The sequence below is a fragment of the Methyloversatilis universalis FAM5 genome, assembly GCF_000214035.2.
In the GTDB taxonomy this organism is placed as follows: domain Bacteria; phylum Pseudomonadota; class Gammaproteobacteria; order Burkholderiales; family Rhodocyclaceae; genus Methyloversatilis; species Methyloversatilis universalis.
The window spans coordinates 67,880-82,618 of record NZ_AFHG01000049.1 but is presented as its reverse complement, the minus strand read 5'-3'; the positions used below and the strand labels follow the sequence as shown (position 1 = coordinate 82,618).

14 protein-coding genes and 1 tRNA gene are annotated in these 14,739 nt (G+C 65.9%); 11 read left to right on the top strand and 4 right to left on the bottom strand.

Annotation, left to right across the window (positions count from 1 at the left end; translation table 11 throughout):
• Positions 1 to 4: 4 nt before the first annotated feature.
• Positions 5 to 1,336, bottom strand: coding sequence for a tetratricopeptide repeat protein (locus METUNV1_RS10445; protein WP_043359675.1), 1,332 nt, complete (start codon positions 1,334 to 1,336; stop codon positions 5 to 7).
• Between the two features lie 196 nt (positions 1,337 to 1,532).
• Here METUNV1_RS10445 and METUNV1_RS10440 point away from each other — a divergent pair, with 196 nt between their 5' ends.
• Both METUNV1_RS10440 and METUNV1_RS10435 read left to right on the top strand, forming a co-directional pair.
• Positions 1,533 to 2,114, top strand: a complete 582-nt coding sequence (locus tag METUNV1_RS10440) for a chalcone isomerase family protein (protein ID WP_008061484.1) — start codon at positions 1,533 to 1,535, stop codon at positions 2,112 to 2,114.
• Complete coding sequence (locus tag METUNV1_RS10435; RefSeq protein ID WP_008061483.1) at positions 2,114 to 2,635, top strand: methylated-DNA--[protein]-cysteine S-methyltransferase; 522 nt, start codon at positions 2,114 to 2,116, stop codon at positions 2,633 to 2,635. The genes METUNV1_RS10440 and METUNV1_RS10435 overlap by 1 nt, the downstream gene beginning before the upstream one ends.
• Here METUNV1_RS10435 and folB read toward each other — a convergent pair.
• On the bottom strand, positions 2,607 to 2,960 hold the full coding sequence (gene folB / locus METUNV1_RS10430; RefSeq protein WP_008061482.1) for a dihydroneopterin aldolase: 354 nt from the start codon (positions 2,958 to 2,960) through the stop codon (positions 2,607 to 2,609). The two genes, METUNV1_RS10435 and folB, sit on opposite strands and share 29 nt — an antisense overlap.
• 63 nt (positions 2,961 to 3,023) lie before the next feature.
• Between folB and plsY the strand changes: the two genes are divergently transcribed.
• A complete protein-coding gene (plsY, locus tag METUNV1_RS10425; protein WP_008061481.1) occupies positions 3,024 to 3,641 on the top strand; it encodes a glycerol-3-phosphate 1-O-acyltransferase PlsY in 618 nt (205 codons plus the stop codon).
• 6 nt (positions 3,642 to 3,647) lie between these two features.
• Here plsY and tsaD read toward each other — a convergent pair whose 3' ends face one another.
• A complete protein-coding gene (gene tsaD, locus METUNV1_RS10420; protein WP_043359673.1) occupies positions 3,648 to 4,658 on the bottom strand; it encodes a tRNA (adenosine(37)-N6)-threonylcarbamoyltransferase complex transferase subunit TsaD in 1,011 nt (336 codons plus the stop codon).
• Positions 4,659 to 4,809: 151 nt separating this feature from the next.
• Here tsaD and rpsU point away from each other — a divergent pair, with 151 nt between their 5' ends.
• The 5 genes from rpsU to METUNV1_RS10395 all read left to right on the top strand — a co-directional run bounded on the left by rpsU (position 4,810) and on the right by METUNV1_RS10395 (position 10,208).
• Positions 4,810 to 5,022 (top strand): 30S ribosomal protein S21, encoded by a 213-nt coding sequence (rpsU, locus tag METUNV1_RS10415; protein WP_008061479.1) that lies wholly within the window; start codon positions 4,810 to 4,812, stop codon positions 5,020 to 5,022.
• A 117-nt stretch (positions 5,023 to 5,139) separates the two neighbouring features.
• The gene (locus METUNV1_RS10410) at positions 5,140 to 5,592 is read left to right on the top strand and encodes a GatB/YqeY domain-containing protein (protein ID WP_008061477.1); all 453 of its coding nucleotides are present in this window, start codon (positions 5,140 to 5,142) and stop codon (positions 5,590 to 5,592) included.
• Positions 5,593 to 5,603: 11 nt separating this feature from the next.
• A complete protein-coding gene (gene dnaG, locus METUNV1_RS10405) occupies positions 5,604 to 7,376 on the top strand; it encodes a DNA primase (RefSeq protein ID WP_008061475.1) in 1,773 nt (590 codons plus the stop codon).
• 318 nt (positions 7,377 to 7,694) lie between these two features.
• Complete coding sequence (rpoD, locus tag METUNV1_RS10400) at positions 7,695 to 9,719, top strand: RNA polymerase sigma factor RpoD (RefSeq protein ID WP_008061470.1); 2,025 nt, start codon at positions 7,695 to 7,697, stop codon at positions 9,717 to 9,719.
• A 57-nt stretch (positions 9,720 to 9,776) separates the two neighbouring features.
• On the top strand, positions 9,777 to 10,208 hold the full coding sequence (locus tag METUNV1_RS10395) for a CBS domain-containing protein (protein WP_008061469.1): 432 nt from the start codon (positions 9,777 to 9,779) through the stop codon (positions 10,206 to 10,208).
• A gap of 45 nt (positions 10,209 to 10,253) precedes the next feature.
• On the opposite strand, the gene METUNV1_RS10390 is transcribed toward METUNV1_RS10395, so the two are convergent.
• Positions 10,254 to 11,417: an alkaline phosphatase family protein gene (locus METUNV1_RS10390; RefSeq protein WP_008061468.1), complete on the bottom strand. Its 1,164-nt coding sequence runs from the start codon at positions 11,415 to 11,417 to the stop codon at positions 10,254 to 10,256.
• A 73-nt stretch (positions 11,418 to 11,490) separates the two neighbouring features.
• On the opposite strand from METUNV1_RS10390, the gene METUNV1_RS10385 reads away from it, so the two are divergent.
• The 3 genes from METUNV1_RS10385 (at position 11,491) to METUNV1_RS10375 (ending at position 14,737) form a co-directional block, all read left to right on the top strand.
• Positions 11,491 to 11,569, top strand: a tRNA-Ile gene (locus tag METUNV1_RS10385).
• Between the two features lie 114 nt (positions 11,570 to 11,683).
• Positions 11,684 to 13,774, top strand: a complete 2,091-nt coding sequence (locus METUNV1_RS10380) for a PEP-CTERM sorting domain-containing protein (protein WP_008061467.1) — start codon at positions 11,684 to 11,686, stop codon at positions 13,772 to 13,774.
• Positions 13,775 to 13,966: 192 nt separating this feature from the next.
• The gene (locus METUNV1_RS10375) at positions 13,967 to 14,737 is read left to right on the top strand and encodes an oxygen-binding di-iron domain-containing protein (protein ID WP_008061466.1); all 771 of its coding nucleotides are present in this window, start codon (positions 13,967 to 13,969) and stop codon (positions 14,735 to 14,737) included.
• Positions 14,738 to 14,739 lie beyond the last annotated feature (2 nt).

Below are 14,739 nucleotides of genomic sequence, written 5' to 3'. Positions count from 1 at the left end.
GCTCCTAGAACGTGCGACGCACCGCGAACTGGGCAACTCCGCGGCGGTACTCGTTCAGACTGATGTTCGAATCGTTGCGGATCAGCGACACCGACGGCGTCAGCAGCCATTCCTTGGCCACCGCGTAGCTGGCACCGAGCGACAGTGACGTGAGCGTGTCACCGCGCTGCACGCCGAAGATCGGGTCCAGCGCGCTGTAGTCCCGCGCCTCGTGCGACAGCGCCCCGAACAGCTGCAGCCGCTCGTCCAGCGTGTGCTGGGCACCGAAGCGGAAGCCCACGATCTCGTTCGCCGCGATGTTCACGCCGGAGGGCAGATCCTTGCGGCCGGTTTCGGCGCCCAGATAGAAGCTGCCGAACAGCATGGTCTGCCCGTTCGGCAGCACGTGCGCGTGACCCACGCCATAGATGTTGCGATTCACGTCGCGCACGTCGTTCGTGCCTTCGTAGCGCAGGCGGCTCTGCTGGGCGAACACCGTGGTCTGGTTGCGCGCGTCGTGGGTGTGCTGCCACTGCACCGAACCGCCGGTGTAGTCACGCAGCTTGTCGTGATCGACCTCGAACATGCCGAGCTGCAGCACCGCGGTGACCCGATTGGGGCCTCGGGTCCAGGCCACGCCGCCATTGCCGTCCAGCGCCGTGGTGTCGAAGCTCGACGCGCCGCCGTTGAAGCGGGCTGACCCCGACGCACCGGCCACGAAGGCCCACTCCGGATTGATCGGCACCCGCACGTTGGCACCGCCGGACAGCGCGCTGAACCACGCATCGCGGCTGCGGCTGCCCGGTGCGAGCTGGAAGGCGCCCAGCCCGGGAATGGCGACCGACGAATTTCCGGTGGCGCTGTTCACGTTGGTGTCGCGCCCGACCGCCGCTTCGATGTAGCCGGAAAAGGCGGTTTCGCCGCGCACCGGCGCCCGATCCACCGCCGACAGCAGGCGATCGATCGAACGGGCGACATCGGGCGGCACGTTCTGGCGACGCACCGCTTCAAGTTCGCGCCGTGCGCCGGCGGATTCACCGAGCAGCAGATAGGCCCGGCCGATTTCGGCTCGTGCCCGGGCGTTGTCCGGCTGCAGCGCCAGCACGCGTTCGAGTGCGAACACCGCCCGGGTGTGCTGACCGACTTCCAGCGCGGCGATACCCAGCAGCAGATCGAACTGCGGATCGCCGGCCCGTTCGGATTCCTGTGCCGACAGCATCTGATAGGCCGCGGCATAGCGGCCCGCCTCGATGTGTGCAGCCGCGTCCGCGGTCAGTGACGATTGCGCGCCCGCCGCCGCCGAGGCGCCGACCAGCACTGCGAAAAGCCATGGATGAATGCGTCTGTGCGCGCGCATGCGCCTCCCTCGGCCGCCATGCAGCCTGAAATATCCCCAATGGGAGGATGATTACATTTGCCACCAAGAAAAACAACAGCTTGCACAAAATTGTTAATGTGACTTCAGTAACAAGCACTTCATTTAACAGTTCATGCACCCCGCGTATCGGTCGCCATCGGATAATGAATCTCCCGCTGATGTTCGGAGACGTCCGATGTTCCTTCGCCTGTTTGCCCTCGTCGCCGCACTGCTGGCGGCCGCGCCCGCTTCGGCCGTCGACATCGAGGGGGTCCGCCTGGACCCGGCCACCCGCGTGGGCGACGCGTCGCTGCAGCTCAATGGCGCCGGCGTGCGCAGCCGCCTCATCATCAAGGCCTACGTGATCGGGCTCTATCTGGGTGCGCCGGTCGAAACGCCGGAAGCCGCCATGGCCGCGCCCGGTCCGAAGCGAATCGAGATCGTGCCCCTGATGGGGTTCTCGGCCGAGCAGTTCACCGAACCGCTGGTCAAGGGCATGAAGAAGAATCTGCCGCCGGCGGAGTTCGAGGCGATGCAGCCGCGCATCCGGGCCTTCGTCGACGACCTGACTGCGGTGAAGGAAGTGCGCAAGGGCAGCCGGATCGCGCTGGAGTGGCTGCCCGGCCGGGGCAGCCGTGCCACGATAGACGGACAGGAGGTCAGCCGCTTCGTCGAGGGTGAAGACTTCTACCGGGCGCTGCTGGCCATCTGGGTCGGCAACAAACCGACGCAGGACGACCTGAAGCTGCAGCTGCTGGCCGGCAGGACGGCGCGCTGATGAAACCCGGCGGCACCGCCGTGTGGGACGCGGTGGTCAGCGCGCCCGGCTTCGCGCTGGGCATCCTGACCGACGACAGGGCGATCACGCTGATCGAATTCCTGAGCCCGCGTGACGCCCAGCCGCCACGCACACCGCTGGCAGCCGAAGCGGCGGCGCAGCTCGCGCAATACCTGAAAGACGCGACCCACCGCTTCGACCTGCCGCTGGCGCCCGGCGGCAGCGCACATCAGAACGCGGTATGGGCGGTCATGTGCGGTATTCCGCCCGGCGACACGCTGACCTACGGTGACGTGGCACGCCGCATCGCGTCATCGCCGCGCGCGGTCGGCGCCGCCTGCGGCGCCAATCCGCTGCCGGTCATCATTCCCTGCCACCGCATCGTGGGCGCCGGCGGCGCGCTCGGCGGTTTCGCCAACGCCCGCGAGGGCTTCCTGCCGGGCATCAAGCGCTGGCTGCTGGCGCACGAAGCGGCGGCCGCCGGCTTTTCGCTCAGGACCGGGTACCGCGCTCGATCGTGACGCCGACCTGGCGCACGTCTTTCATGATGCCGGTCTTGGCGATCGAAATCTTGACCCAGGACGCGCGGAAGTCCTCCAGCATCATCTTGATCACGAACTCGCCCAGCGTTTCCAGCAGATTGAAGTGGCGCTGCGCCAGTTCCGCGCGGATGCGATTCACCACCTCGGCGTAGTCAATCGTGTCGTTGATGTCGTCGTTCTGCGCCGCGGCATCGGGCACGCCGAAGGTCATGCTGATTTCGAGCTGCTGGGTGTGCGCACGCTCGCGTGCGTAGATGCCGACCGAGGCGGTCACCTTCATGCCTTCGATGAAAATACAGTCCATGTCTGCCCTGCTGGCCGTGTCGAACTAGAATTGCGGGATTCTACGTCCGACCCGCATCCCAACGTGAATTCCGCATCCAGCTTCGTCCTCGCCATCGTTCTCGGTTACGCGCTCGGCTGCATCCCGTTCGCGGTCGTCAGCAGCAAGGTGTTCGGGCTGCCCGACCCGCGCAGCTATGGCTCGGGCAATCCGGGCGCGACCAATGTGCTGCGCTCCGGCAACAAGAAGGCGGCGCTGATGACGCTGATCGGCGATGCCCTCAAGGGCGTGGCGGCGGTGCTGCTGGTACGCGCGATCGGCATGGGTGAGGTGGCTGCACTGCTGGCCGGAGTGGCCGCTTTCGTCGGCCACGTGTTCCCGGCCACACTGGGTTTCCGCGGCGGCAAGGGCGTGGCGACCGCGGCCGGCGTCATGCTCGCCGCCGTCCCCTGGGCCGGCGTGATCGCGCTCGGGCTGTGGCTCGCCGTGGCCTTCATCACCCGATATTCGTCGCTGGCGGCACTGGTCGCCGCCTGCAGCGCGCCGATCAGCGGGCTGTTGCTGACCGGCTCGGCCACCGTGTGTGGCGCACTGGCCGCGATGTCCGGCCTGCTCATCTGGCGCCATGCCGACAACATCCGCCGGCTCATGAACGGCACCGAAAGCCGCATCGGCGGCAAGAAGGCGCAGAGCGCCGGCTGAACCGCCTTACAGCGTATCGAGCGGCCAGCGCGGCCGTACCGCGATCTCGTGGGCGTCGGCGGGGTGGGCCAGACCGGCCGCCAGTCGTTGTGCGCCCGCGAAGGCGATCATCGCGCCGTTGTCGGTGCACAGCGCCAGTTCCGGGTAGAACACCCGCCCCTTGCGCTGCGCCAGTTCCAGATCAAGCCGCTCGCGCAGCCGCCGGTTGGCCCCGACGCCGCCGGCCACCACGAGCTGCTTCAGCCGGGTCTGCCGCAGGGCGGCCAGCGACTTGCCGACCAGCACATCGACCACCGCTTCCTGAAACTCCGCCGCCAGATCGGCGCGGCCCGCTTCGTCCAGCCCCTTGTTAACCGCATTGAGTACCGCGGTCTTGAGGCCGGAAAAACTGAAGTCAAGATCGCCGCTGTTCAGCATGGGTCGCGGCAGCTTCACCCGTCCCGGGGTGCCCTGCTGCGCCAGCGCAGCCAGTGCCGGGCCACCCGGATAGGGCAGCCCGAGCAGCTTGGCGGTCTTGTCAAAGGCCTCACCGGCCGCATCATCCAGCGTTTCGCCCAGCATTTCGTACTCGCCGACCGCCGACACCCGCATCAGCTGCGTGTGGCCACCGGACACCAGCAGCGCGACGAAGGGATAGGCAGGCGGGTCGGCCGACAGCAGCGGCGACAGCAGATGACCTTCGAGGTGATGGATGGGAATGGCCGGCCTGCCGAGCGCGAGCGCGACAGACTCGGCGAAGGCGGCGCCGACCAGCAGCGCCCCGGCCAGACCGGGGCCAGCGGTGTAGGCGACGGCGTCGATGTCGGCCGCGACGATGCCGGCGTCGGCCAACACCTGACGGTACAGCGGCACGATGCGTCGCACGTGGTCTCGTGAAGCCAGTTCGGGCACGACCCCGCCGTAGGCCTGATGCAGATCGATCTGCGAATGCACGGCGTGCGCGACCAGCCCCCGCTGGTCGTGGTACAACGCCAGCCCTGTTTCGTCACACGACGACTCGATGCCAAGAATCCACATGCGCCGCATTGTACTTGGGCGCTCCGAAAATAGGACTTGGCACACCATCCGGCCAGAGATATAATCGCCGGCTTTCCGTTATGCGTCCGCTCACGTTCTGTGGAGCAGGCGCTCATTGCACACATTGCAGGCTGTCTAGAGGGCTGTTGTTATGCCGGGTATCCGCGTCAAGGAAAACGAGCCGTTTGAAGTTGCGATCCGCCGCTTCAAGCGCACCATCGAAAAGGCTGGCACGCTGACCGAACTGCGTTCGCGCGAGTTCTACGAAAAGCCCACCGCCGAGCGCAAGCGCAAGCTGGCCGCCGCCGTGAAGCGCCACCACAAGCGGCTGCGCAGCCAAACCCTGCCGCCGAAGCTGTACTGATCGCCACGCCCTGCCGACGCAGGGCCTGGAACCGAAAAGCCGGATGCGCCCGCGCGCCTTCGGCTTTTTGTGTTTGTTGCCTCCCTCCGTTCAACACCTAGCCACGCGAGCGCCACGATGAGCCTGAAGGACCGGATCAGCGAAGACATGAAAACCGCCATGCGCGCGAAGGACAGCGCACGGCTCGGCGCCGTCCGGCTGCTGCTGGCGGCGATCAAGCAGAAGGAAGTCGACGAGCGCGTGACGCTGGACGACAGCCAGGTGACCGCGGTGATCGACAAGATGCTGAAGCAGCGTCGCGATTCGATCAGCCAGTACGAAGCTGCGGGCCGTCAGGATCTGGCCGACGCGGAGAAATTCGAGCTCGAAGTGCTCAGCGCCTACATGCCGCAGCAGATGAGCGCGGACGAGGTGCAGGCCGCCATCGCCGAAGTGATCGCGGCAGTCGGCGCGAGCGGTCCGGCCGACATGGGCAAGGTGATGGGCCCGCTGAAGGCGAAGCTTGCCGGCCGCACCGACATGACCCAGGCCTCCGCGCTGGTGAAGGCCGCACTCAGCGGCAAGGCCTGAGCGGCGGCGGGATGATCCCGCAGTCCTTCATCCAGGAACTGCTCAACCGCGTCGACATCGTCGACGTGGTGGAGCGCTATGTGCCGCTCAAGAAGGCCGGTGCCAACTACCAGGCCTGCTGCCCCTTCCACAGCGAGAAGACACCCTCCTTCACGGTCAGTCCGGCCAAGCAGTTCTATCACTGCTTCGGTTGCGGCGCGCACGGCAGCGCCATCGGTTTCCTGATGGAATACTCCGGACTGAGCTACCCGGACGCGATCGAGGAACTGGCGCGCAACGCCGGCATGACCGTGCCGCGCGAGGACTTCACGCCGGAAATGGCACAGAAGCGCAAGCAGGCGGCGTCGCTGACCGAACTGATGGCACGCGCGGCGCAGTTCTACAAGCAGCAGCTGAAGAAGAATCCGCGCGCGATCGACTACCTGAAAGGCCGCGGCCTGACTGGCGAGATCGCGGCCCGCTTCGGCATCGGCTACGCCCCGGGCGACTGGCAGTCGCTGCGCGATGCGTTCGATGATTACGACGCGCCGGCGCTGGCCGAATGCGGTCTGGTGATTGACGCCGAAGCGTCGGAAGGTCAGACCAAGGGTCGCCGCTACGACCGCTTCCGCGACCGCATCATGTTCCCCATCCTCGACGGGCGGAACAACGTGATCGGCTTCGGCGGCCGTGTGCTCGACCGCGGCGAGCCGAAGTATCTGAATTCACCCGAAACACCGCTGTTCTCGAAAGGCCGCGAGCTGTACGGACTGTCGCAGGCACGCACCTCGATCCGCGACGACGGTTTCGTGCTGGTGGTCGAAGGCTATATGGATGTGGTGGCACTGGCCCAGTTCGGCGTCGGCAGCGCAGTGGCCACGCTGGGCACGGCCACCACGCCGGACCACATCCACAAGCTGTTCCGCCAGACCGACCGCATCGTGTTCTGTTTCGACGGCGACCGTGCCGGCCGCAAGGCGGCCTGGCGCGGACTCGAGTCGGCGCTGCCGGAACTGGGTGACGGCCGTGCCGTGTCCTTTCTCTTCCTGCCGCCCGAGCACGATCCGGACAGTTTCGTGCGCGAACAGGGTGCCGAGCGCTTCCGCCAGCTCGCGCTCTCGGCGCAGCCGCTCAGCGAATATCTGCTGCACGAACTGCAGACACGCTGCGACACCCGCAGCGCCGAAGGTCGCGCCCAGTTCGTCAGCGAAGCCAGGCCTCTGGTCACCCAGGTGCCGGCGGGCGCGCTGCGCACCCAGCTGCTGCATCTGCTGGCACCGGCGGTCGGACTGTCGGCGGAGGAATTCGCCGAAGCCTGCGGCCTGCGCCTGCCTCGTCGCAACAGCCGCTTCGGCCACAAGGCACCGCCGCCGGCAGCGCCCCGGGTCCCGCCGACCACGCCGGCGCGCAAGCTGCTGTGCATGCTGATGCAGCGCCCTTCGCTCGGCGGCAAGATCGGACATCTCGAGAACATCGAGCACGATCCCTGGCTGCAGGCAGTGCAGGCGGTGGCCGACTGCATCGAGCACGGCGACGCCGACAGCGAACACCCGGCCGCGCTGGTCGAATACTTCCGCGACAGCCCGCACGGCGCAGCGATCGAGAACGCCCTCGCCGCCGCGATCGACGATCCGGTCGACGAAGGCGCGCTGCCGCACATGTTCGACGACACGCTGCAACATCTGAGAAAAACGGAAATCAGCCGTGCAATCAATCACCTGACCGCGCTGAGCCGGCAAGCACCACTGAGCGCGGAACAACAGGCCGAACTGGGACGTCTGTTGCGGGAGAAAGCGCGCAACTGAGTTCACACCTGAAGCCACAACCGAGCCTGAGTCGAGCCCGCATCGGGGTCCCCAGACTATGGCACTTGAAAGACGAGAAGACAGGCCCTAAAACGGGTATAATGTCGGGTTTTCCCTTACGTCCGCTTGCATCGGTCGGGCTGGCAGGTTTGCCGGAAGCGAACCTCGTTGCCGACCCGGATGGAGGGAGTTCGACGCGCACGTACTGGAGCCTGTGGCTCGCTGCCGTGCGTCGTCACGCGGGACACGTTGGACCGAGCACCCTGCTCACGGGCCGACTGCCCGCGCCGCAGGCTACACGCAGATCTGAGGATATACATGGTCGCCAAGGACAAGTCGAAGGATACACGCAAGCAGGCTGAAGTCGTCGCAGAAAAGCCTGCAGCAGCCGCAAAACCTGTCACCGCCCGCGGCGCCAAGTCCGCGAAGGACGCCAAAGCCAAGGATCAGAAAGCCGCCAAGGGCGGTTCCGCCGAAGCGAACGCGCTGCCGATGGACGCTGACCAGCGCCGCCTGCGTCTGAAGACGCTGATCGCGCTGGGCAAGGAGCGCGGCTACCTCACCTACGCCGAAATCAACGATCACCTGCCGGACGACATCGTCGACGCCGAGCAGATCGAATCCATCATTTCGACCTTCAACGACATGGGCATCCGTGTCTTCGACGAGGCGCCCGCCTCGGAAGACCTGCTCATGGGCGAGAACGCGCCGGCCGTGGTCGACGCGTCCGAAGTCGAGGAAGAGGCCGAGCAGGCGCTGTCCACGGTGGAATCGGAATTCGGCCGCACGACCGATCCGGTGCGCATGTACATGCGCGAAATGGGTACGGTGGAGCTGCTGACCCGTGAAGGCGAAATCGAGATCGCGAAGCGCATCGAGGACGGCCTGCGCCACATGATCCAGGCGATCTCGGCGTGTCCGACCACGATTTCCGAAATCCTCGACATGGCCGACCGCGTCGCGCGCGATGAAATGCGCATCGACGAACTGATCGACGGCCTGATCGATCCGAACGCGATCGAGGAAGAGGCGGCTGCGGCCAGCGCAGAAGCGGCCGAGGACGAAGAAGAGGAAGGCGAGGAAGAAGACGAGGACGGCGAAGGTGGCGCGATGAGCGCCTCGCTGATCCAGCTCAAGGCCGACGCGCTGGAACGCTTCGAAAGCATCCGTACGCTGTACACCAAGATGCAGTCCACGCTGGACAAGAAGGGCTCGCAGGACAAGACCTATCTGAAGCTGCAGAAGCAGCTGTCCGACGAGCTGATGAACATCCGCTTCACCGCGCGCATGATCGAGAAGCTGTGCGACTCGGTGCGCAACATGGTCGAGTCGGCACGCAAGCACGAGCGCAAGATTCTCGAACTGTGCGTGGACAAGGGCAACATGCCGCGCGCGCACTTCATCAAGGTGTTCCCGGGCAACGAAACCAATATCGACTGGCTGAAGGGCGAAATCACCGCGGCCAAGGCCAACGGTGCGCAGCTGCTGCGTGCGGCGCCGGCCATCATCGAGGAACAGGGCAAGCTGATCGACATCCAGGACCGCATCGGTCTGCCGCTGAAGGAGCTGAAGGACATCAACAAGCAGATGTCCACTGGCGAAGCCAAGATGCGCCGCGCCAAGCGGGAAATGACCGAAGCCAACCTGCGTCTGGTGATTTCGATCGCGAAGAAGTACACCAACCGCGGCCTGCAGTTCCTCGACCTGATCCAGGAAGGCAACATCGGCCTGATGAAGGCGGTGGACAAGTTCGAATACCGTCGCGGCTACAAATTCTCGACCTACGCGACCTGGTGGATCCGTCAGGCCATCACGCGTTCGATCGCCGACCAGGCTCGTACGATCCGGATTCCGGTTCACATGATCGAAACGATCAACAAGATGAACCGCATTTCGCGTCAGATCCTGCAGGAAACCGGTGCCGAGCCGGATCCGGCCACGCTGGCCATCCGCATGGAAATGCCGGAAGAGAAGATCCGCAAGATCCTGAAGATCAGCAAGGAGCCGATCTCGATGGAAACGCCGATCGGTGACGACGACGATTCCCATCTGGGCGACTTCATCGAGGACACCGCGACGCTGGCGCCGACTGACGCCGCGCTGTTCGCCAGCCTGCGTGACATCACGAAGGAAGTGCTGGACAGCCTGACGCCGAGGGAAGCCAAGGTGCTGCGCATGCGTTTCGGCATCGAAATGAATACCGACCACACGCTGGAAGAGGTCGGCAAGCAGTTCGACGTGACCCGCGAGCGCATCCGCCAGATCGAAGCCAAGGCGCTGCGCAAGCTGCGTCACCCGTCGCGCAGCGAAAAACTGCGCAGCTTCCTCGACACCGAAACCTGATTTTCGTGTGAAACTTGAGCGACCCCATCGTCACGGAATAGAAAAGGGAGGCCTACCGTGAAGACCATCGCTCAGGTGATTGAAGGCAAGACGGGTCCGGTCGCGACCGTCGAGGCGGACAACACGGTCGTCAGCGCGCTGCGCGTGATGGCCAACCGCGGCATCGGGGCCGTGCTGGTGACCGACAACGGCGCACTGGCCGGCATCTTTTCCGAGCGGGATTACGCCCGCAAGGTGGTGCTGCAGGGCAAGGATTCGTCCTCGACGCCGGTGCGCGACATCATGACCAGCAAGCTCATCCACGTGACGCCGGACATGACGGTCGATCAGGCGATGCAGCTGATGAGCGACAAGCGCATCCGCCACCTGCCGGTGCTCGACGGTGCCGGCAGCCTGATCGGCGTCGTGTCGATCGGCGATCTGGTCAAGGAAACGATCGAGTACCAGCAGTACCTGATCAAGCAGCTCGAAAGCTACATCGTCGGCTGATACCGGCACCACCGGGTGCGCGTGCGCGCGCCCGGTCCTCTTTCCCTACCCCAGCGAACACGCCACCAGAGGCACCTGCATTTCCGCCGCGCTGGTGCCGCCGTGCACGCCGATGAGCCGGAACGCGCGTTCGCCCGGCAGCGTATCCCGCAAGGTCCAGTCCGCCTTCATTTCCAGCGTCCAGTCGCCGATGCGTTCGCGCAGGCGCGGATGGGGCGCGCCCGGGCCAAAACGCCCGGCCTCGAGCAGGTCCGCAGATCGCCACGGCGTGCATGCGTCAGACAGATCGGCCAGCGCCCTTTCGAAATCGCGCTCACGCCCCGGTTTCAGATGACAGAACACCGCCCGCCGCTCGCCGGACAACGGTGAGGCCAGGCAATCGGCAAGGGCAGGAAAACACTCCAGTTCCAGCAGGCGTTCGGCCGGTGCGTCGATGAAACCATGGTCGGCGGTGATCAGCAGCTGCACAGGATCGCCCTGCCTGCGCGCCGCCCACGCCTCGAGCGCGGCATCCATGCCACGCAGCAGGGTCTGCGCCTGTTCCGATGCACATCCACGCATATGGGCGCAGTGGTCGAAATCAGGCCAGTAGGCGTAGACATAGGCCGGCGGCGCCGATGCATCGAGCGCGCCATCCAACGCCGCGAACAGGCCGTCCAGCCCCTCGTAAGCGGTGCGCGCCGCGCCTTCGCTGTGCCGGCGGTTGAAGGGCGAATGGGCGATCTCGGCGGGCGATACCACCTGCGATGCAATCGGCAGACCGGAAAACAGCGCCGGCGTGCGGCAGGTCAGCGCCAGCGCATCGTCCGCCGCCATGCCCAGCGGTCCGCCACCCCGCGGTGTCACCGGCAGGATGGCGAGCACACGCCCATCCAGTCCGGGTTCGACACAGCGCACATGCCAGCCGGTCAGCCCGTGCTCGACTGGCGGCCGTGCCGTCATGAAGGTGGTGATCGCGGTCGCGGTGGTGGACGGAAATACCGATGTAAGCGCCCGCACCCCATGCCGGCGCAGGAAGGCGGTGTCAGGCAATGCGTCGAGCTGCTTAAGCCCGACGCCGTCCAGCACCAGCAGCACGACGGTGCGGGCATCCCGCCAGTCGCGCACATCGACACCGCTCACACCCGGGAGACTGCTTCGCCCACCCCGGGCCCGCACGATGTCCTGCATCAGATTGACGATGGACCCGCCTTCGAAGTCCGGCCACACGCGTTTCTTTCTCCCCGCAATCGCCCTGCCCGGCCCGACGCCGCAGCGCTTTGCTATAGTACCGCTCCCTCACGGGCCTCTAGCTCATGCTTGGTTAGAGCAGCGGACTCATAATCCGTTGGTGCTGGGTTCGACTCCCAGGGGGCCCACCATCTCCCTCTCTTCGGAACGCTGTAAGCCGCCCCGACACCCCCGAACAGGGGGCTGTGCAGCAGGCTTGTCGCGGTTAAGGTTCCTCGTCTCCATTCGTCGAGTGAGTCGCCGCCGTGCCTGCCTCCACATCTGCCCCGCACATCCGCCTGCGTCGCCTGAGCGCGCTCTGCGCCGCACTGCTTGCCGGAGCCGGCCTGTCTGCGCCGCTGGCCGCAGCCGACTATGTCTGGCTCGGCCAGGCGGACACGCTGTGGAACACCAATAACCGCACGGTCGGCGGCACCACCTACTGGAACTGGTCGCCGAGCGGCCCGCCGACCAACTACCCGGCATCGCGGGTATTCATCGACAACGACCCGTCACGCAACAGCACGGTGCAGATCGCACCGCCCTATGCGATCACGCCCAGCCCCTACTGCACCCAGCGCATCGATTGCGCGGCCTTCGGCGGCTCGGCCACCCATCTGGCCATCGACGCAGGCGACACGCTCATCATCGGCGGTTCGGCCGCCTTCAATGACGCGATCAACTACAGCTTCGGCGACGCCCGGCTCATCGTCAGCGATCCGGGCGGCGGTGCGTCGCTGATCAACAACGGGACGCTGCGCCTCAGTTCGGACGGCCGGCTGGCGCTGCTGGGCATCAGCGGCACCGTCACGCTGTCAGGCAGCGGCACCACGCTGCTGGGCAACGGCTACACCAACGAACGTGCCACCTTCAACGACAGCCAGATCATCTATGGCGTCAGCACCGACGCCAACACGCTGGTGATCGCCCAGGGACATACGCTGCGCGGCGCCGGCAAGCTCGGCTACAACGGCAATCTCGCCGGCGGTCGTCTGTCAGTGGTGAACCAGGGCAGCGTGGTGGCCGACAACGCCGCCAGCTTCCTGATGATCAGCGGACTGCCGAACGGCAATCCGGCCTCGCCCTACTCCACGCTGCATTCGCTGGTCAATCGGGGTGACATCCGCGCCGAAAACGGCAGCCGCATCTGGATCACCTCGGCCATCGACAATGCCGGCGGCCTGATCGAAGCCCGCAACGCGTCGTCCATCGACCTCGGTGCCGCGGTGTACGGCGGCACGCTGCGCACCACCGGCAGCGGGCGCATCTACACCGACGGCACCAACGGGGTGGCCACCTTCCTGACCGGCGTCACCATCGAAGGCCGGGTCGAGGCGACCTCGGGCAACGAAATGAACTTCGGATGGAACGGTGCCAGCAGCACGATCACCAATAACGGCACGCTGGCTTTCGGGCTGGCGCATCCGCGCGACGTGAGCCCGACCACCTACGCCAAGCTCCGCCTCTACGGCGACACGCTGCTGGCCGGTACCGGCCGGGTCGAATTCAGCGATGACGCCGGCAACGTGCTGGATTACTACGGCAACTACATCAGCCGGGTGCCGGTGCTGACGCTGGGCGCAGGCCAGACCTTCAGCGGTGCCACGCGCATCCGCGGCGCCGTGGTCAACCAGGGACTGATCGAAGCGAACACCGCGGTCAATCCGCTGCTGCTGGACAGCTCCGGTTCGCTGGTCAATGAAGGCCGCATGGTGGTGTCCGGCAGCGCCCCGGTCGGCTTCCAGACCAACGGGCAGTTCCGCAACCAGGGCGAACTGCGGATCGAAGCCGGCAGCACCTTCTCTGGCCTGATGACCCAGAGCGCCGGCACCACCACGGTCATGGGTACCTTCGCCGGCAACATCATCCTGCAGAGTGGTGTGCTCAAGGGCACCGGCAGCATCACCGGCAACGTGAGCAACAGTGGTGGCATCTTCGCTCCGGGCACCTCGCCCGGCACTCTCACGCTGCAGAACTACACGCAGACCGCAGGCGGCGAACTGGTGCTGGAAATCGACGGCGACGCGCCGTCGCAGCGCGATCACCTCATCATTCTCGGCAACGCCAGTTTCTATGGCGGTCGCATCGTGATCGATCTGGGCGAATACGCCGGCACCGGGGCGGCCAGCTTCGCCGACCTGCTGTCGGTCGGCGGCACGCTGCGGCTGGCCCATCCGGTCACCGGTGCCGGCGCGGTGATCGACGTGATCGGCCTCGCGCCCGGCCGCACCGCACAGGCGAGCTGGAACGGCAGCACGCTGGGCCTGAGCATCGCCGCCGCGGTGCCGGAGCCGTCGGCCTATGCACTGATGCTGGCCGGCCTCGGCCTGATCGGACTGGCGCGCCGCCGCACCTGAGCCCGACAGCGGGCGCTTGATGACGATCAAGCGCCCCGGCCCGCCCCGCCTGCACAATCGCGCGCGGTCCGCTGCGGACCTTCATCAGCCTCTCGCGCCACCCGACCGGTCGATCCGCCGGGCGCCCACGCAGGAACGGCGCCGGCTGATGCACGCGTATTATGTGACGTCGGCATCGGCGGGGAGCGAATCATGGCGGTGGAGCTGTTCAACGACGGCAGGCATGTGTGCCTGGCCTTCTACGATCTGGTCGATGAAGGCGCCGACCATGCGGTGCAGTGCAACCAGTTCCTGGTGGTGGATGGCGACCACGGCGCGCTGATCGACCCCGGCGGCAACATGACCTATACCGGGCTCATGATGGCCATGCAGCGCTACTTCTCGTCACGCGATCTCGATCTCATCCTCGCATCGCACGCCGACCCGGACATCATCGCGTCGATGAACAAGTGGATGGTGAGCACCTCGTGCAAGGTGATGATCTCGAAGCTGTGGGCGCGCTTCCTGCCGCACTTCACCACCGGACGCGACTATACCGAACGCATCATCCCGATTCCGGACCAGGGCATGCGCATACCGCTGGGGCAGATGGAAATGCTGGCATTGCCCGCGCATTTCATGCACTCGGAAGGCAACTTCCAGTTCTATGACCCGGTGTCGAAAATCCTGTTCTCCGGCGACATGGGCGCATCGATGATCGGTCATTCCGAAGCGCTGCCGCCAGTGGCCGATTTCGACGCGCATATCCCGCACATGTTCGATTTCCACCGGCGTTACATGGTGGCCAACAAGATCTGCCGCTACTGGGCGCAGATGGTGCGCAGTCTGGACGTGCAGATGATCGTGCCGCAGCACGGCGCGCGCTTCGAAGGCCCGGCCATGGTGAAGCGTTTCCTCGACTGGATAGAGAACCTGCCCTGCGGCGTCGACCTGATGACGCAATCGCACTACACCGTCCCCTGAAG